Genomic DNA, 18493 nt, shown 5'->3' on the forward strand with positions numbered 1-18493 from the left:
ATAAGTCTGACGCAATTATGCGCTAGTTAAGGCAGCAGTTCCGCCTCTGCCAACGGCAGGCCGCGTTTGTCCTTGTCCGACAGCACCGGTGGTTGCTGCAGCCGCCAGTCGATGGCCAGGGTCGGGTCATCCCAGCGGATGCAGCGGTCGGCGCCCGGGTTGTAGTAGTCGGTGGTCTTGTAGAGGAACTCGGCCGACTCGCTCATCACCGCAAAGCCATGGGCGAAGCCGGGTGGAATCCACAGCTGGCGATGGTTGTCGGCCGACAGCTGCACCGCGACCCATTGGCCGAAGGTTGGCGAGCTCTTGCGTACGTCTACCGCAATATCACGGATTTCCCCCTGCACCACGCGCACCAGCTTGCCTTGGGTGTTTTCCACCTGGTAGTGCAGCCCACGCAGTACGCCCTTGATGGAGCGCGAGTGGTTGTCCTGGACGAACTCGACATTCACGCCGGTTTGCCGGGCGAACTCACGGGCGTTGAATGCCTCGAAGAAAAAACCACGGCTGTCACCGAAAACCTTCGGCTCGATGATCAGTACTTCAGGGATTGCGGTAGGGATGATGTTCATGGTGGTTCGCTGGCCCGTTTTGCCCACGTATTGACCCTAGCCGGTCTCGCCGGTTTTTTCCGCCTTGCGCTACAACGGGGTTAACAAGGTCTGGCTAAGGTAGATGTCATACCGTTTTGCTCCCCGCTCAAGGCTGTATTTGTACCGATTGTTATCGGTTTAAGTGCGTGAGTGATTGATGGATTTCCCGATTACCGGGCTTCAAATATCGATATATATCGGTTATAAATTGGCAAACGCCCCAGCACAGTCCGGCTCAGGGCCATCACAGAGGTCAACCATGAAAACCCTCAACTCCACTCCCCGTGCCGATGGTTTCCACATGCCCGCCGAGTGGGCCCCGCAAACCCAGGTGTGGATGGTCTGGCCGGAGCGCCCGGACAACTGGCGCCTGGGCGGCAAGCCGGCGCAGGCTGCCCATGTGACCCTGGCCAAGGCCATTGCCCGCTTCGAGCCGGTAACCGTCGCGGTTTCTGCTGGTCAGTACGAAAATGCCCGTCGTCAGCTCGACCAGCCGAACATCCGCGTGGTCGAGATCAGCAATGACGACGCCTGGGTGCGTGACACCGGCCCGACCTTCGTCATCAACGACCAGGGTGAAGTGCGCGGCGTGGACTGGGGCTTCAATGCCTGGGGCGGCTTCGATGGCGGCCTGTACGCACCGTGGAACCGTGACGAGGAGCTGGCGGCCAAGGTCCTGGAAATGGAGCGCTGCCAGCGCTACCACACCGAAGGCTTCGTACTCGAAGGCGGCTCGATCCACGTGGACGGCGAAGGCACCGTGATCACCACCGAAGAATGCCTGCTCAACCGCAACCGCAACCCGCACCTGAACCGCGAGCAGATTGAAGCGGTGCTGCGCGACCATCTGGCGGTGGATACCGTGGTCTGGCTGCCGGATGGCCTGTACAACGACGAGACCGACGGCCACGTCGACAACTTCTGCTGTTACGTGCGCCCGGGCGAAGTGTTACTGGCCTGGACCGATGATTCCAACGACCCCAACTATGCACGTTGCCACGCCGCCATGGAGGTGTTGAAGAACACCCGCGATGCCAAGGGCCGTGAGTTTATCGTGCACAAGATGCCGATCCCGGGCCCGCTGTTTGCCACCGCCGAAGAGTGTGCCGGTGTCGACCAGGTAGCCGGCAGCCAGGAGCGTGACCCATCGGTGCGCCTGGCCGGCTCTTACGTCAACTTCCTCATCGTCAATGGCGGCATCATCGCGCCGAGCTTCGACGACCCGGCAGACGCTGAGGCCAGAGCGATTCTGGCGAAGGTTTTCCCCAACCATGAGGTAGTGATGATTCCAGGCCGTGAACTGTTGTTGGGCGGTGGCAACATCCACTGCCTGACCCAGCAGCAGCCTGCGCCGGTAAGGCGTTGAGCGCACGCTGAATGAAGGGGCCCGTCACATGACGGGCCTTTTTTTGTTTCCGGGGGCCGTCCGGAGGCCTGTGCTGGCATATGTTTTGTATTGTTTTCAGTTAGATAGCTCGGCCAGGCCGCGCTCTCGGATCTGTAACAACACTTACGTAAATTAGCCACTCACGGGCCAGGGAGTACGTGTAGAAATGAATGCAGCAAGTGAGTCGGCATTGCGCCCATCGGCAGTGAATCACCAATCGCTCAGGCTTGTGGCGAAGTGGTTGAAACACCATGGAAGCATCAGGGTCAGGACGACCGACACACGACGTCTGCTTGCCGGACGATACCCCCAAGGCTTGATCAGCGAAGCAGAAATGCAGGCGCTGATGGCGGTTTGGCACTGATCGATTGCTTGAACCTGTATCGGCCCCTTCGCGGCTGAAGCCGCTCCCACAGGGACACCACATGTCTCGAACCCTGTGGAGTACCTGTGGGAGCGGGCGAGCCCGCGAAAGGGCCGGTACAGGCAATAAAGATCAGAAGCTGTAACTGCCAGTCACCACCAGGCTGCGCGGGTCACCCACCTGGATCTGCGCCGCACTGGTCGCCGAACTGTAGTAGGTCTTGTCGGCGATGTTGCTCAGCGCCGCCCGCACATCCCAGTCATGCGTGCGGTACCCCGCCAATGCATCCCAGCGGCCATAGCCCGGTAGCACCGTGGTGTTCTGGTTGTCCGCGTAACGCTCACCCACCAGCGTCAGGCCGGTTTCGGCGTACCAGCCCAGCTCCGGTTTCCAGGTCACGAACAGGCTGCCATTACGCTTGGCCACGTCATTGATGCGGTTGCCTTCCTGGCCGTTGTTGTCCTTGACGATGGTCGCATCCTGCAGGCCGATCCCACCGCGCACGTACCAGTTGCCGACGATATTGCCGGTGGCGGTCAGCTCGATGCCGCGCGAACGCTGCAAGCCGCTGAGCAGGATGTTTGCCGGGTTATGCGGGTCGCGGGTGCGGCGGTTGTACAGTTCCAGCTCGTAGATGGCCAGGGTGGTTGTCAGGCGCTGGTCGAGCCAGTCGCTCTTCACCCCGATTTCCTTCTGGCGGGTTTCTTCCGGCTTGGCGTCGTTACCGTTGCCCTTTGCGCCTGGGGTGATGCCGATCAGACCGCCACCTACAGGCGAGAAGGTCTTGCTCCACGAAGCGTAGAACGAATGGTCGCGCCACGGTGTGTAGACCACGCCCAGGCGTGGGCTGGTGCTATTGCTGTCCTGTGGTTCGCTGCGGCCATCCTTGTCGGTGGTCTGCACTTCGAACTGGTCGAAGCGTACGCCGGCAAGAACCTGCCACTGATCGTTCAGGCGGATCTGGTCCTGTAGGTAAAGGCCGCGGCTATCGACCACGGTATGGTTGTCACTAAACACCGTCATCGGGCCATTGTGCTGCTGGCTGCGGTCGGGGTTGCCAAGGTCAAGGCCTGGCACCGCCTGGCCACCTTCCTTGACAGGCAAAGTGGTGTACAACAATGGGTCACGTTTCTGGTTGCCGAACTCCAGGCCCAGCAACAGCTTGTGCTCCAGGCCAAAGGTGTCGAAGTCGCCCTCGGCCTCCAGGTTGTTGAACAGGTTGCGGGTGTTCAGGTCTTGCTGCCAACGCTGGCGGGTAACGGTGTTGTTACTGGCGTTGTAGCCCGTGACGTAGGTGTTGTCGAACTCACTGTCGAGCGTGAACAGGCCCAGGGTATGGCGCAGCTGCCAGGTTTCGTTCAGCTGGTAGTTCAGGCGCGAGCGCAGCGACTGGGCGCGGTCGTCGATGTAGTCGCGCTGGGTATCGCCATAGGTGGTGCTGCGGCTGACATCGGCCGGGCGGCCGTTGACACCGGGGATGCCTCGGTCCGGGGTGCGGTTGTAGCGGCTGTATTCGTATTGCACCAGCCAGTTCAGGTCGGGGGTGACCTGCCAGCTGATCGACGGGGCGAACAGCTGGCGGCTGCCGTCGATGCCGTCGCGGAAGCTGTTGTTGTCCTGGTTGCCCATGTTCAGGCGCAGGCTGACGGTGTCGCTGGGGTCGGCACTGAGGTCGGCATACAGGCTGCGCAGGTCTTCGCTGCCGGCCTGCGCCTCGATGCTCGAACGGCGGCCGTGCTCCGGCGCCTTGCTCACCCGGTTGACGATACCGCCTTGGCTGCCACGGCCATACAGCACCGCTGCCGGCCCCTTGAGCACTTCGACCCGCTCGATGTTATGCAGATCGCGGATGTACTGGCTGTCGTCGCGAATGCCGTCCAGGTAAAAGTCGTTGCTGGCCTCGAAGCCGCGAATGCGCACGCTGTCGAAGCGGGTGTCGTCACCGCTGCTGACGTTGGGAATGCCTTCCAGCGCCTTGCCCAGGGTATTGCTGCCGTAATCGAGCACGTTGGCGGTCTTCACCGTGTCGATGGCCTGCGGCACATAGCGCACCGGCGTCGAGGTGCGGGTCGCAGTGCTTACCTCCTTGATCCGCGGGTTGTCCTTGTCGCGCTCGCTGTCTGCGGTAACCGACAGTTCCGGCAGGGTGGTGGTGGCGGCACTGGCCAGGCCGGCGCCGAACAGCAGCGAAAGGCCAAGTGTCAGGGGGGAAAGACGGCAAGGTACAAGCATGGGCACATCCGGATCGAGCAGGTGAAAAAGAGGTGCGGATGGTAATGCTTGTTATTTGCTGTTGCTTGAGTATTTGTAAAGGGTTGTCATTACATCTGTGTCTGATTGTTACGGTTCTTGCTGCGGCGCGTCTTCCTGCAGGAGCAGCCTTGCGCTGCGAAAGCGCCCTCACAGGAAAATTGTCCGTTCGATCAAAAGGACTTTTCGCACGCGAGATAAATTGCCCACTGATAGCGCCAACCGGTATGGAAATGCACTGGTACCGTCGGTGAATTTGGTTATATCAACCTGCATTTCACGACTTTTTGACATTTGTAATCGCACACGGCTAGGATTCGGCCAACGCCTGCTGGCCATGCTCTTGGCCATGCTGCTGCCAGAGGCCGCCGTGTGATTACCGGCAGGCCTTCCAGTCTGGATCCGCATAGCGTCGAACCTACGAAGGGGCGTTGGTTCCTGGCGTCATATTGCAGAGCGTTTTTGATTAAGAAATAAGGAAAACAACATGTTGAAAACCAGGATCAGCCTGGTCGCCCTGGCGATGATCGCCGCGACCCAGGCACAGGCCAATGATCAGGCCGACAGCAAAGGCTTCATCGAGGACAGCCACGCCAACGTTCTGCTGCGCAACGCCTACATCAACCGCGACAAGAAACACGGCACCGACGACCAGATCGAATGGGGCCAGGGCGTCATCGCCAACTTCTCCTCCGGCTTCACCCAGGGCACCGTCGGTGTCGGCGTCGATGCATTCGGCCTGTATGCCGTGCGTCTGGACGGCGGCAAGGGCCATAACGGTGGCGCCGGTGTCGACTTCTTCAAGCCTTCGGACTTCAAGGACGAGAACGGCAACGCCAACTCGCCGCACAACCTGGCCCGTGGTGGCGCTGCTGTGAAGTTCCGCATCTCCAACACCGTGCTCAAGTACGGTGACCAGATGCCGGCACTGCCAGTGCTGCAGTACGACGACGCGCGTCTGCTGCCAGAAAGCTTCACCGGTACCCTGATCACCTCCAAAGAGATCCAGGGCCTGGAACTGAACGCCGGTCGCTTCACCCAGGAAGCGCGCAAGAGCGCCGAGCGCCGTGACGGTGGTGGCCTGAAGTCGATCAACGTCCTTGGTGGCAGCTACAAGTTCACCGACAACTTCACCGCTTCGCTGTACACCGCCGACAACGAAGACGTGATGAAGAAGCACTACCTGGGCCTGAACTACGTCTTCCCGATCGCCAGCGACCAGTCCCTGACCCTGGACTTCAACGGCTACAAGTCGGACATCGACGACAAGTTCGTGAAATCCGCTGGCCTGAACGGCGACTCCAACACCATCTGGAGCCTGGCAGCCACCTACGCGTACGGTGCGCACTCGTTCACCATCGCCCACCAGCGCAGCACCGGCAGCACCGGCTACAACTACGGCTGGTACCAGAACGAGGGTGGCGTGGGTGACGGTGGTTCGACCATCTACCTGGCCAACTCGTACTGGTCCGACTTCAACGCCGAAGACGAGCGTTCCTGGCAGCTGGGCTACGGCCTGGACTTCGGTGCCTATGGCATCCCGGGTCTGACCTACAAGCTGGCTTACGTGGTGGGTGACAACATCAACACCCGCAACGTCGCCAACCCGCAGGGCTTCGGTGAAGGTAAAGAGCGCGAGATCTTCAACCAGATCCGTTACGTGGTGCAGGACGGCCCGGCCAAAGACCTGTCGATCAAGCTGCGTAGCTCGTTCGTGCGTACCAACAACGCCGTGCAGCAGAACGGTTACAACGACGACGGCAACGAAGTCCGCGTATTCGTCGAGTACCCGATCAGCATCTTCTGATCCTGATCTGATGGCTTAGGGGCTGCTTTGCAGCCCATCGCGACACAAGGCCGCTCCCACATTGATCGGCATGCGCAGGACCATTGTGGGAGCGGCCTTGTGTCGCGAAAGGGCCGCAAAGCGGCCCCCGGCTTTCACGCCGGCTCCACTGCCCTGCGCCGCACCCCGGCAACCTTCACCTCTCCCTCCCCAGTCTCCGGCGCAAAGCTGTCACTGCGCGCCATCCGCCACATCCGCGCATAAAACTCGCTTTCAATCGAGCCACTGAGCAATTCGCCCGGCTTGAGGAATGTGTGCAGGTCCGAGAACAGCCCGATTTCGCTGGGGCTGATACGCCGCGCCAGGTGTTTGGGCTTGAGTTCCGAAGGGTGTTCCAGGCCCGCGGCAGCCAACATTTCGGCCAGCGCATGCAGCGTGTTGCGGTGGAAACTGGCCACCCGCTCGGCCTTGTCCGGCACCACCAGGGCGCGCTGGCGCAGCGGGTCTTGCGTGGCCACGCCGGTCGGGCATTTGTTGGTGTGGCAGCTCTGCGACTGGATGCAGCCGATGGCAAACATGAAACCGCGCGCGGAGTTGACCCAGTCCGCCCCGATGGCCAGCACGCTGGCGATGTCGAAGGCGCTGACGATCTTGCCTGCCGCGCCAATGCGGATGCTGGCGCGCAGGTTCAGGCCGACCAGGGTGTTGTGCACGAACATCAGGCCTTCGCGCATCGGCACGCCCATGTTGTCGCTGAACTCGCGTGGTGCCGCACCGGTGCCGCCTTCCTTGCCATCGACGACGATGAAGTCCGGCGTGATGCCAGTGGCCAGCATGGCCTTGGCAATGCCCATGAACTCCCAGGGGTGGCCCAGGCAGAATTTGAACCCCACCGGCTTGCCGCCCGACAGTTCGCGCAGGCTGGCCACGAACTGCAGCAACTCGACCGGGGTGCGGAAGGCGCTGTGCGCCGCCGGCGAGATGCAATCCTCGCCCACGCGCACGCCACGGGTGGCGGCAATCTCGGGGCTGACCTTGTGCCCCGGCAGGATGCCGCCGTGGCCCGGCTTGGCGCCCTGGCTGAGCTTGATCTCGATCATCTTCACCTGCGGCGAGCGCGCCTGCTCGGCGAAGCGCTGCGGGTCGAAGCGGCCGTCCTCGGTGCGGCAGCCGAAGTAGCCACTGCCGATCTCCCAGATCAGGTCACCGCCATGTTCGCGGTGGTACGGGCTGATGCTGCCTTCGCCGGTGTCATGGGCAAAACGGCCCATGCGTGCACCGCGGTTGAGGGCAGCGATGGCGTTGGCACTGAGGGCACCGAAGCTCATGGCCGAGATGTTGAAGATCGAGGCCGAGTAGGGCAGGCGGCATTGCGGCCCGCCGATGGCGATGCGGAACGATGCCGGGTCTGGCGTGGCCACCGGCAACATGGAATGGCTGATGAACTCGAAGCCGGGCTTGTAGGCATCGTTGAGGGTGCCGAAGGCCTTCTCGGCGCTTTCGTTCTTGGCCCGGGCGTAGACCAGCGAGCGCTGCGAGCGGGAGAACGGCAGCTTGTCGTCGTCGCCCTCGATCAGGTACTGGCGGATTTCCGGGCGGATGGTTTCGATCAGGTAGCGGATGTTGCCCAGGATCGGGTAGTTGCGGCGCACGGCGTGATGGCTTTGGCGCAGGTCGTTCAGGCCGACCAGGCTCAGTAGCGCGGTGATCAGCGTTACAGGCCACAGCCAGGCATGCTGGGGTAGCAGCGGCAGGCTGGCGAAGGTGAACAGCAGGCAGAGGGCGAGGCAGGCGTAGCGGCTGGGTAGAGAGTGTTTCATGGGTCCATCGCAGGCAGGATGACCGGGCATAGGATAGGCAAAGGCGGGGAGGGGAAAACCTGGGTAATCGGTAAAAGACTGTTACCTGATCGTGTATTTCCAGGCTCATGCGCTCCTACAGGGGGGCGCGCAAAGGCTGACTGGGTAGCAACACGCTGACCCGCAACCCACCCCCCTCGCGGTTGGCCAGCAGCAACTCGCCCCCATGGCTGGCAGCAATCCGCTGGGCAATGCTCAACCCCAGCCCATATCCCCCGGAGGCCTGATTACGCGACCCTTCACCGCGCACGAACGGGTCGATGATGGTCGCCAGCAAGCCCGGTGCAATCCCCGGTCCGCGGTCGTCGATATGGATGAACACCCCCGTGGTAGCGCGCTCCAGCGTGACCGAAACCTCCTTGGCATAACGCAACGCATTGACCAGCAGGTTCTGCAGGCAGCGCTGCAGCAGCAGGGCATCGGCCTGCAGACTGCCCGCCTGGCCATGCACCGGCAACGGCTCTTCGGCAGTGACCAGCTCCGCGCACTGGCGCATCACCAGCCGGTCCAGGTCCACCTGCTGCAAGTTCTGCTGCTCCCCCGCGCGCAGGTAATCGAGTACCTGGCCGATCATGTCGTCCATCTGCGTGATGTTCTGCCGCAGGCGCTGCCGGTGTTCGTCGTCCGGCAGGCGCTCCAGGCGCAGGCGCATGCGCGTCAGCGGGGTGCGCAGGTCGTGGGATACAGCGGCCAGGAAGTAGGCCTTGTCGTTGACCATCGCAATCAGCCGCTGCTGCATGGCGTTGAAGGCCTGGGCCGCCTGGCGCACTTCCTCCGGGCCATCCAGCGCCAGGGGCGGCTGCTCGAGGTTGCTACCCAGGCCGCGCGCGGCATCGGCCAGGCGCCATAACGGGCGCAGGCACAAGCGCACCGCAACCAGGCACACCAGCAATACCGCGACGATGCGCAGCGCGTACACCCGCAACAGGTAATCGCTGATCAGCACCCACGCTGACTCGCCGCTCCAGCCTTGCAGTTCCTGGCCTTCGATGGTCAGCCAGTGCCCATCGGCCAACGGCACCGCGAACTGCAGATGCGCCTGGGCCGTGCGCAGGCCGAACAGGCTGCGCCAGACGATCGGCTGGCCCTGTTCATCGGTCAACTGCACCTTCATCAGGCGCACGTCCTGGGCATGCCCCAACTCGTACTCGAAGGCCTGGTGCAACAACAGTTCGATACGCCTGCGCCCACGACGCTCGTCCTGTACCGGCGTGGGCAGGGCTTCGCTGCAACGCAGTTGGTAATGCGCTGGTGCCTGCAGCGCACCAGCACGGCAGTCCGCCTGGGCGATCAACGGCGCGCTGCGTGCGGCAATCAGCCGGACAGGGGCCTCGAGTACCTGGGCAAAACGCACATCGAACCAGATGCTGCTCGACATCAACTGGATCAGCACGGTGCCGCTGACCATGATCAGCAGCAACTGGCCGAACAACGTGCGTGGCCACAGCCGGCGAAGCCAGCGCATGTCAGGCATCGGCCCCGTTGGCGGCAATGCTCAGCAAATAGCCTTCGTTGCGGATGGTGAGGATTTGCGCTGCACCCGCCGGGGCGTGGCGCAGGTGCTGGCGCAGGCGGCTGACGCACATGTCCACCGAACGGTCGTCTGGCAGGTGGTCGCGGCCGAACGCACTGCGCGTCAGCTGATCGCGGGACACCACGCGACTGTTGGCTTCCAGCAGCTCGCGCAATACGCGGTAGTCGGAGCGGGGCAGGGTCAGGGTCTCGCCATCGGGGCGGGTGAGCAGGCGCTTCGCATGTTCCAGGCGGAAGCCGGCGAACAGCTGGGCTTCCTCTGCCGGCGCTTCGGCGGGGGCATCCAGGCGTTGCGGACGACGCAGCACGGCCTTGATCCGGGCGATCAGTTCGCGTGGCTCGAAGGGCTTGGCCAGGTAGTCATCGGCACCCACTTCCAGGCCGATGATGCGGTCCAGCGTGCTGCCCTTGGCCGACAGCATGATCACCGCCAGCCCAGGCGTGGCTTGCAACTGGCGGCACAGGCTCAGGCCGTCTTCGCCCGGCAGCATCAGGTCGAGCACCACCAGCTCCACCTTGTGCCGGGCCAGTTGTTCGCGCATCTGCTCGCCGTCGGCCGCTGCCAGCACGTTATAGCCGGCATCTGCCAGGTAATCACAAAGAAGTTCGCGGATCTCGTCGTCATCATCGACAACAAGCAGAGTTGTGCTCATGCGGAAAAACACCTGTTCGGTGAGGGCCGGTGGCGCTCGTTACGTTCGATTACATCCCCATACAAGCCGGGTCTGGAGCCCGGAGGGCCGATCCCTAGAATCCTAACAAAAAATCATCTGCAAATACGAAGCCTTCCCAAATGAACGCCGAGAGCACCCCGAACGCCTTCCCTTCCATCAGCCGAGACGGCATTTGCCTCAAACCGCTGGCCTTGTTCATCGCCGTAGCCGTCAGTGGTGGCGCGATGGCTGCCGACAGCAAACCCCTGGAGCTGGACGCCACGCAGATCGAAGACAGCGCCCTGCTGCCCGCCGACGAAGCCGGCCAGCTGGGTTACACGGTCGAAAGCACCCGCAGCTCCACCGGCCTGGCCCTGACGCCGCGGCAGACACCGCAGTCGGTCACCACCATTACCCGGCAGCAGATGGATGACCGCGACATCCACACCATCGAGCAAGCGCTGGAAACCACCCCGGGGGTGACCGCGAGCAAGTCCGAAGTGGGCGGGCGTACCGACTACCGTGCCCGTGGTTATTCGATCAGCAACTGGAAGGTCGATGGCCTGCAGTTCCAGGGCGGCTCTGACTTCAGTGGTGGCGGCAACGCGCTGAACATGGACCTGTACGAGCGCATCGACATCGTGCGCGGTGCCAACGGCCTGCTGGGCGGCACCGGCGACCCGTCGGCCACCGTCAACCTGATCCGCAAGGCACCGACCAGGACGTTCGGCGGTAGCGCCTATGCCACCTATGGCAGCTGGGACAAGCGCCGCCTGGGCGCCGACCTCAACCTGCCGCTGTCCGAAGACGGCCGCCTGCGTTCGCGCTTCGTGATGACCCAGCAGGATGCCAATTCATTCCGCGACAACCAGTCCGAACGCTCCCGCGCCGCGCTGGCCAACTTCGAATTCGACCTGGACGACGCCACCACCCTCGGTGCCGGCTACCAGTACGAGTACAACAAGATTGTCGGCGGTGGCTGGGGAGCGAACATCCCGATCTGGTACCGTGATGGCAGCAAGACCGACCTGCCGCGCAGCACCAACGTGGTACCTAGCTGGAGCTTTGGCGAGTACACCACCCGCACCGCGTTCGGCTCGCTGGAGCACCGCTTCGACAACGACTGGACCCTGGACCTGAAAGCCGCCCAGAGCACCGCCGAAACCCTCAACCACCGCGGCCTGGCCAAGGTCAACTCGGCGGGCCGTGGCAGCTACGGCGGCTACTGGGACCAGGATGGCAGCGGTGCCGTGCTCAACGGCCTGCACAGCTCCACCGACACCACCCAGCAGTCGGCGCAGATCGACCTGTCCGGCCCGTTCCAGCTGTTCGGCCGTACCCACCAGGCGATGGTCGGCTACAACGACAGCCGCACCGTGGCCTGGTCGCCGGAATACACCTGCACCATGGTCGGCGACGGCATGGCCAGTGCGCCTGCGCTGGGTTGCCAGTTCCGCGCCAACAACGGCTTCCCGCTGACCGACTGGCGCAATGGCGTGGATGACGACTACAGCATCATCGCCTCGCGCACCGGCCGCCACAGCAAGACCACCACCCGCCTGCAGGGCATGTATGCGGCAACCCGCCTGAGCATCACCGACCCGCTGTCGGTCATCCTTGGCGTGCGCACCAGCAACTACTCAGCCACCACCCGCAGCGTGGCTGGCGCACGTACCAGCCAGGAAGAGAATGGCATCGTCACCCCGTACCTGGGCGCGGTGTACGACCTCAACGACAACTACTCGCTGTACGCCAGCTACACCGACATCTTCACCCCGCAAACCGCTGAAACCAGCAGCGGCAGCAAGGTCGAGCCGATTCGCGGGCAAAGCTACGAGACGGGTATCAAGGGTGAGTGGTTCGATGGCCGCCTGAACGCCTCGGCGGCCTACTTCCGCACCAAGCAGGAAAACAAGGCAGTGCTCGACGGCGACCTCACCACCCCGACCGGTGGCGATGCCTACAAGGCCGGTTCCGGCCAGGAAACCGACGGTATCGATCTGGAAATCGCCGGCGCCCTGACCCCCAGCTGGAACGTGTACGCTGGCTACACTTACCTGCACTTCCGCCGTGTCGACAGCGACGGTCGCAGCGACCCGTCGCACCTGTTCAAGGCCTCGACCACCTACCGCCTTTCCGGCCCGCTCGACCGCCTGACACTGGGCGCCGGGGTGACTGCGCAGAGCAACATCCGCGCAATCTCCAGCCCGGCAGGCCAGCCGAGCAATGGTGTAAGCAACGGTGCCACTGACGTGAACTGGTCCGGTTATGCCATCTGGAATGCCATGGCCAAATACCAGCTGACCGACGACACCAGCGTCAGCCTCAACGCCAACAACCTGTTCGACAAGCACTACTACACCCGCTACGGGTTCTATGCCGGGGCGATCTACGGCGACCCACGCAACCTGTCGCTGACGGTCAGTACGGCGTTCTGATCAACCGCACCTGGGGCTGCTACGCAGCCCATCGCCGGCAAGCCGGGCTCCCACAGGTACTTTGGGAGCAACTAACAGGTGGCGCGATCCCTGTGGGAGCGGGCGCGCCCGCGAACACGGGCGAAGCCCGTGCCATCCACCGCGGCACCTGAATCGTTGGGGCGGCGCCAGGCTCAAACCATGCGCTGTACCTGTGGTAGATGGCCCAGCCCTTTGGGCTGCGCTGTCGCGTAGATAACTGAAATGGCAAGCAATCCGCGTCCCCTGTGGGAGCGGCTTTAGCCGCGAAGAATCCAACGCGGTGCATGGCACCGGCTGCGCCGGTGTTCGCGGCTAAAGCCGCTCCTACAGGCCCCCTGCTAACTCAATGAGTTATGTGCAGTTCTATGAGAGCCCGGCTTGCCGGCGATGGGCCGCAAAGCTGCCCCATTTCACCTGGGCCCAGCCCCTTGCTCGCGATCAATCGGCTTCTCCAGCCGGTCCTCGAAACTGTCCCAGTCCTCACCAAACAGTTCCACCGGGTGCATGGTCCGACTCGCGCCATTGCCACAGGCCAACGCCTTGGCCGGGCAGTACAGGTCGCAGCCCCAGCAGATGCGCTCCGGGTGGCTGGGGTTTGTGGGGAATTTCTTGGCCATGGTCAGCTTCCCTCAGGACTATGTCCCCAACCTATACCTCGGTCCGCTATTCAGCTTGATCGGCATCAATGTCCCGGTGACCTTCAGCAGAGCGCATATTCCAGATCCAGATATCTGCTTTACAGATATCTGGATCTGGAATAATTTGTAGGCACCTTGGTACGCCGGGACAACACGATGCGGGTGATAACGAAAGCGGCGGTTACCAAAGCCATCGAAGCTCACGCCCAGTGGAAAGCCCCCCTGAGCCTGTGGCTCACGACCTTTGATAGGGCGACGCTGCGCTTCGAGCCTTTTGAGCAGCTAAGGGATACGTGGTCTACCGCCTCTGGCTGGAACGTTGACCGCATTCCTTGTTCAAAACTCAGGCCCGCCAGTCGTAAAGGGCCGCTTGATGTCTATGTGTTCGATATCAAGAAAAACGAATGCCGCCTGATCGCATGGCTCAACACACGAACGGGCACCCTCTATATCAAGGCCATTCTGTCGCACGCGGAGTACGACAAGTGGTGCAAGAGCGATGTCAGGTAGCCGCCTGGCACTTGCCCAAAACCTACCGATTCGACAGGTGACAACCATGAAGCGGGATAAAACCGAAGCCAATGGACTAGATGCCTTCATCGCTAATATTTCACCCATGCTGGATGGCCTGAACACCCAGATGGCAACCATGACCCAGCTACTTGCTGCCTGCCATGACCCTATCAAGGACGATGCTGAACTCCAGGCGCGGATGGCATTGATCGATGAGCTCTACTCGCATGCCGACAGCGAAGGTCACGCAGCAGCGCGCTTTGCAGAGATGGTGACGGATCGTGTCTACGAGTATGAGAGTGAGTCGGTACTCGTGCCGTTTGCGAGCCAGGCCGAAGCGTTGGCCTTCCTGCTGTCGGACAGGGGGGTGAAGCAGAAGGACCTTGCCTCTATAGCAACTCAGAGCGCGGTTTCAGAGATTTTGAACAACAAGCGGAAGATGACGGTTGCCCAGATAAAGGGCTTTGCTGAGTTTTTCAGCGTACCGGTTGAATTTTTCATGCATGGGGTGGTTTGAAATCGGTAGGGTTGCAGGGATTGCGGGACACAGAAAGCAAAAAAGGCCCACTTTTCGGTGAGCTTTTTTGATACTGCGTATGGTGCGGCACCAGACGAACGGTTGTAGGCCATGAGGTCCCGATTTTTTCGGAATTGGAATTTGGTGGATTTTTTGACGCACCTCATAGGGTATCTATAAAAAAATCAGCTAGTTATGGCTTTATGTGGAATCGAGTCGGGAATTTTTAGACTCTTTTGATTGATGCTGTGCGAGAGGATGTCTGCTGCGGGATCCTGTTTCCCCTTCACTTAGAATTCGCAAACTCAATAATTTTTTCTGGCGATGCAGGTGAATTCTGTAACCGTAGGAGCCAGCCATGCTTGCCCATGAGCGGCAAAGCCGCCCCAAAGAATTGACTTTATCACCAAATAAGCGCCGCTTCAGTCTGCTTAATTGGCCACGTGATCTCCTTTCCTAACAGCATAATCACCCGGACCTGAAGCGATTGCATCACTGTCGGTGCAAAATACGACATTCTGAAGATAATCTTTTACTACCGCCCACTCCGCTCGCTTATTCGCGAATCGAATTACGTTGGCGCTCGCAGTAACCGGATCTTGTGGCGCGGTAAGTCCTTGGGCTTTCCAGGAGGCAAGCTTGTCAGTCTGATGGTGTTGGTCGGTATCTTGGTGAGTATATGAATAAAACTGAATAACCCGTCCTGACGGGCAAGCGGTCGACGGGCTGAAATCGCGAAGAGTATGCCCGCGGGAGTAAGAATCCTGAATCACATGGAGTAGCGAACCCAATGCCATTTGCGAGGTGTATTTACGCTCCGAAAGACGATAGGTGGGAGCGAAAAGATAGTTTATTGTCCAACCCTTCTGGTGACTGAAGTGCTTTTGAAAGTCTGTTGTATCCACATCTTTGAATTTTGTTTCTGCGTCAATCCGGCCAGTAGCAACCAAGTATGCAAATTCTGCCCACGAAAGAATGTCGGCCTGAGTTACTGCCGCAGGCTGGTTGTCCGAGCTGGCCATTGCATGAAGAAACTGAAGGTCACCATAGTGTGAACGATACTGCATGTAATAGTTTTGGGTGATCTTGGCATCTTTTCCTTTATAGTTTCTTCCGGTTTTGGCGATCAGGTTGCCATCGCGCATCCATGCACTCCATTTGGCATGGCGGTAACCCCATCCAAATAAGAGTTGGTTCGGATCGTCATTCCACCAAACACCTCTAATCAGAGAGTCCTGCTTGTTGCCTTTTGGGTTTGCGCCGGGGGACGGGATATCGGTGGAGCACTTGATGACAAATAGTGCTGATCCGGTCTGTCCCTCTTCACATTCCCGAGCTCGATAGGTGAGCTCTTCATGCAAAGGCCAGTATACCTTTCCTGATATGTTGGAGCCTTTCCAGTATTTATCTGCTTGAGGGTTGATCTGATAAGAGTGCGCAATTCCGGAAAATCCGATGGTCACGACGATTGTTGTTATCTTTCCATAGATGTTCAGCAAAATATTCGCCCTCGGTAAGTGATGCCGAAAGGCTAGCATCGCAAAAGGGGGCGCGCCAGGTTTTGAGGGATGAGGGGGTTTTGGAGAATCGTCTACGTCTCAGTGAAGCAAGATTTAGCCACCGGGTGCTTGCGAAATGTCGCCACCGTCAAACAGCTTGTAGGCGCGTTCGCGAGGTTCCGCCGTACGGCATTTGAGGTCGCTGAGAGGAACAGTTAGGCGTGTCACTACAAACCTCAACTGACCCAACATTACCGGATCAGTGGTGAGGGGGACGCGTTGCCAACTGGGCATAGCCGTTCGGCAGATGATGGGCATCTACGAAGTGCCGGGTTTGCAGGTCTAGTACCAGGCTCATCAGGCTGGATACGGGCTCAGCCACGCCCCACATAGCAGCAACCTTGTCGTAACGGTTTACCGCTTGCGCTTTTTCTACCTGTTTGCCATTCAGATCTTGAGCCAGATCCTTCCAGCGGGTGACCAGCTTCTTCATCTGCTCGGCTTGTTCCGGCTTCATGCATGGAAAACGGCGAAGCCGGTCAACCAGATACATCAGGCGCCGCTTCCTTACGGGGGCGAGCCTTGGCATGTTCAAGCGATTTTCCAGTGCTTCGCGCATATCCTCGTTTCTGTACCAGAAGAGGAGAGCGAAAGTCTCGGCAACGGCTTTGTCGAGCTTGTCCAGCGAGGTTTTTGTAGCTTGAACGACCAGGTGCTCGAGTGCCTGACGGGTATGTTGATCAGAGGGGGGCATGTCAGAGGACACAAGCGCCCAGAGTTTTTCTAGCGAGTAATCGAGCGGGGAGGTGTCGCAATGCCGGGCCCCATGCGCCGTATTCGAGGGCACAGTCATCGCCTCACTGGTATTACTGGCCCCACTCTCGCGCTTCATCGAGAATCAACCTCAGGCAGCTGGTTACGGTGCTTCTATCACAGGGGTAATAGTCGATTGCCTCCTTGGCAAGCCTATCAAATTCCTTGAGATTCAGCTTGCCTGACCTGATAAGCAGATTGATGTCATCCTGATCGCGTTCGGTGAATCTCCCGAGTTTTGAAATGGCGAGATCGATCGGGTGAGCGATGAAAACCTGTAACGGAGAGGACTCCTGGCCGGGAAGGGGGATTGCCCGCGCATCGTAGTCTTCATGCAAGGGGCATAGCGAATTGTTGAATTGCTGGTCGAACACCACGGACAGGTCCAGACCATCCTGCTCGTAGTCTTCTGGCGCGGCATAAACTGCCTTGATCTCGTCCCTGAGCAGGTGTTCGCTGGCCTGAATCTCCGCATCGATATCCGCACTGCCCCGGGCATTCGTCAGCAGGTGCAAGGCGCACCCGCCAAAGACATAGATCTTGACTGTTCCCGAACACCGCCCAGCCAGTAGAGGCAAGGCTCTGTCGAAGAGCTGGCGCACGGCCTGCGCCAAAGGGGTTTGCAGGTGCAGCATGAGGCAGGGCTCCTGAGGTTGGCAGGGCACTTTACTCACGGATGGCGCCAGAGTTGTTTCGTTGAAACATCGCTTTGCAAAAAAGCCCTGGCTGTAGCGCATGCCTTCAGCGCCTGTTAGCACCGACGATTTCGGTGAGGACCTGCGGCGAAAACAAAAAAGGCCCACCTTTCGGTGAGCCTTTTTTGATACTGCGTATGGTGCCGGCACCAGGAATCGAACCCGGGACCTACTGATTACAAGTCAGTTGCTCTACCATCTGAGCTATACCGGCAATGGGGCGTCATTATAACGATCGGTTGGCGCCTGTAAACCACTTCGTTGCGAATGTTCGCAAATGACCTAAGTCACCGACCTAAAAGAAGAATTTTCCTACCAGCCACGGTGGATGGTGGTGACGCTTGGCTCGGTTTTGCCCGGGTTGAAGAACAGCTTGTCGTTGTCGCAGCCGCGCTTGCGGCAGGGGCTTTCGGTGCGCAGGGGCAGGCCGTTGTCGCCGCCCAGCTGCATGCCGGGGTGGTTCCAACCCAGGCTGCTGCTGGGGTGGGGAGCGGTGCCGCTGGCGCAGCCGGTCAGGGCCAGGGTGAGGGTCAGCAGGGCGAGGGGCTTGGTCTGGGTCACGATGGTCGGGTCCGTTAGTCCATGTCGGTTCTGGCGCAACGCCAGAAGGTCGCGGGGCTGGCGGGCAGCGCGCGACGTCACTTTTTAATGATTTGGGGGGCGGATGATACACCGTTGGGCGGGATCAGCGGTGGGGCTTTAGCTTTTTGTTGCCTGTGCTGGCCTCTTCGCGGGTAAACCCGCTCCCACAGGGATATCACTGTTCTCAAGCCTTGTGTGATTCCTGTGGGAGCGGGTTTACCCGCGAAAGGGCCATCAGCTGTACGAAGATTCTGAACTTTAGGGCTAACAGCTTCAGGGTTTGGTGGCTTCGGAACTATCCTACGCGCGCCGCCGAAGTATCGCTGTTGTCGGGGAAATGGCTCACGGATAC

16 protein-coding genes and 1 tRNA gene are annotated in these 18493 nt (G+C 60.4%); 6 read left to right on the forward strand and 11 right to left on the reverse strand.

What is annotated here, in order from left to right; all coding sequences use genetic code 11:
• Positions 1-26: 26 nt before the first annotated feature.
• The gene (rfbC, locus tag J5M71_RS14950) at positions 27-572 is read right to left on the reverse strand and encodes a dTDP-4-dehydrorhamnose 3,5-epimerase (protein ID WP_063914607.1); all 546 of its coding nucleotides are present in this window, start codon (positions 570-572) and stop codon (positions 27-29) included.
• A 280-nt stretch (positions 573-852) separates the two neighbouring features.
• On the opposite strand from rfbC, the gene aguA reads away from it, so the two are divergent.
• Entirely contained in the window at positions 853-1959 is a 1107-nt protein-coding gene (gene aguA / locus J5M71_RS14955; RefSeq protein WP_207833146.1) for an agmatine deiminase, read from the forward strand.
• A 187-nt stretch (positions 1960-2146) separates the two neighbouring features.
• Positions 2147-2344: a hypothetical protein gene (locus tag J5M71_RS29270; RefSeq protein ID WP_082888390.1), complete on the forward strand. Its 198-nt coding sequence runs from the start codon at positions 2147-2149 to the stop codon at positions 2342-2344.
• A gap of 132 nt (positions 2345-2476) precedes the next feature.
• Here J5M71_RS29270 and J5M71_RS14960 read toward each other — a convergent pair whose 3' ends face one another.
• Entirely contained in the window at positions 2477-4576 is a 2100-nt protein-coding gene (locus J5M71_RS14960; RefSeq protein ID WP_207833148.1) for a TonB-dependent siderophore receptor, read from the reverse strand.
• Positions 4577-5081: 505 nt separating this feature from the next.
• On the opposite strand from J5M71_RS14960, the gene J5M71_RS14965 reads away from it, so the two are divergent.
• The gene (locus tag J5M71_RS14965; protein ID WP_063914475.1) at positions 5082-6401 is read left to right on the forward strand and encodes an OprD family porin; all 1320 of its coding nucleotides are present in this window, start codon (positions 5082-5084) and stop codon (positions 6399-6401) included.
• A gap of 134 nt (positions 6402-6535) precedes the next feature.
• Here J5M71_RS14965 and J5M71_RS14970 read toward each other — a convergent pair whose 3' ends face one another.
• From J5M71_RS14970 to J5M71_RS14980, 3 genes are all read right to left on the reverse strand, one after another.
• Entirely contained in the window at positions 6536-8200 is a 1665-nt protein-coding gene (locus J5M71_RS14970) for an FMN-binding glutamate synthase family protein (protein ID WP_207833150.1), read from the reverse strand.
• A 115-nt stretch (positions 8201-8315) separates the two neighbouring features.
• Complete coding sequence (locus J5M71_RS14975) at positions 8316-9704, reverse strand: ATP-binding protein (protein WP_207833152.1); 1389 nt, start codon at positions 9702-9704, stop codon at positions 8316-8318.
• Between the two features lies 1 nt (position 9705).
• Positions 9706-10425 carry a response regulator gene (locus J5M71_RS14980; RefSeq protein ID WP_207833154.1) on the reverse strand — a complete coding sequence of 240 codons (720 nt, stop codon included), beginning with the start codon at positions 10423-10425 and terminating at the stop codon, positions 9706-9708.
• Between the two features lie 140 nt (positions 10426-10565).
• On the opposite strand from J5M71_RS14980, the gene J5M71_RS14985 reads away from it, so the two are divergent.
• Positions 10566-12863, forward strand: a complete 2298-nt coding sequence (locus J5M71_RS14985) for a TonB-dependent siderophore receptor (protein ID WP_207833156.1) — start codon at positions 10566-10568, stop codon at positions 12861-12863.
• Between the two features lie 431 nt (positions 12864-13294).
• On the opposite strand, the gene J5M71_RS14990 is transcribed toward J5M71_RS14985, so the two are convergent.
• Entirely contained in the window at positions 13295-13501 is a 207-nt protein-coding gene (locus tag J5M71_RS14990; RefSeq protein ID WP_153671290.1) for a DUF3079 domain-containing protein, read from the reverse strand.
• A 177-nt stretch (positions 13502-13678) separates the two neighbouring features.
• Here J5M71_RS14990 and J5M71_RS14995 point away from each other — a divergent pair, with 177 nt between their 5' ends.
• Entirely contained in the window at positions 13679-14032 is a 354-nt protein-coding gene (locus tag J5M71_RS14995) for a type II toxin-antitoxin system HigB family toxin (RefSeq protein ID WP_207833158.1), read from the forward strand.
• 46 nt (positions 14033-14078) lie between these two features.
• Positions 14079-14552 carry a transcriptional regulator gene (locus J5M71_RS15000; RefSeq protein WP_207833160.1) on the forward strand — a complete coding sequence of 158 codons (474 nt, stop codon included), beginning with the start codon at positions 14079-14081 and terminating at the stop codon, positions 14550-14552.
• 431 nt (positions 14553-14983) lie between these two features.
• On the opposite strand, the gene J5M71_RS15005 is transcribed toward J5M71_RS15000, so the two are convergent.
• The 5 genes from J5M71_RS15005 to J5M71_RS15025 all read right to left on the reverse strand — a co-directional run bounded on the left by J5M71_RS15005 (position 14984) and on the right by J5M71_RS15025 (position 18120).
• On the reverse strand, positions 14984-16051 hold the full coding sequence (locus J5M71_RS15005; protein ID WP_207833162.1) for a hypothetical protein: 1068 nt from the start codon (positions 16049-16051) through the stop codon (positions 14984-14986).
• Positions 16052-16310: 259 nt separating this feature from the next.
• Positions 16311-16943: a hypothetical protein gene (locus tag J5M71_RS15010; RefSeq protein WP_243434199.1), complete on the reverse strand. Its 633-nt coding sequence runs from the start codon at positions 16941-16943 to the stop codon at positions 16311-16313.
• Positions 16918-17499, reverse strand: coding sequence for a DUF6036 family nucleotidyltransferase (locus tag J5M71_RS15015; protein WP_207833164.1), 582 nt, complete (start codon positions 17497-17499; stop codon positions 16918-16920). Before J5M71_RS15015 ends, J5M71_RS15010 begins: the two co-directional genes overlap by 26 nt.
• Before the next feature lie 198 nt (positions 17500-17697).
• A tRNA-Thr gene (locus tag J5M71_RS15020) sits at positions 17698-17773 on the reverse strand.
• A 98-nt stretch (positions 17774-17871) separates the two neighbouring features.
• Positions 17872-18120 carry a hypothetical protein gene (locus tag J5M71_RS15025; RefSeq protein ID WP_135003131.1) on the reverse strand — a complete coding sequence of 83 codons (249 nt, stop codon included), beginning with the start codon at positions 18118-18120 and terminating at the stop codon, positions 17872-17874.
• Positions 18121-18493 lie beyond the last annotated feature (373 nt).

It is taken from the genome of Pseudomonas sp. 43(2021), assembly GCF_017490805.1.
GTDB lineage: Bacteria > Pseudomonadota > Gammaproteobacteria > Pseudomonadales > Pseudomonadaceae > Aquipseudomonas.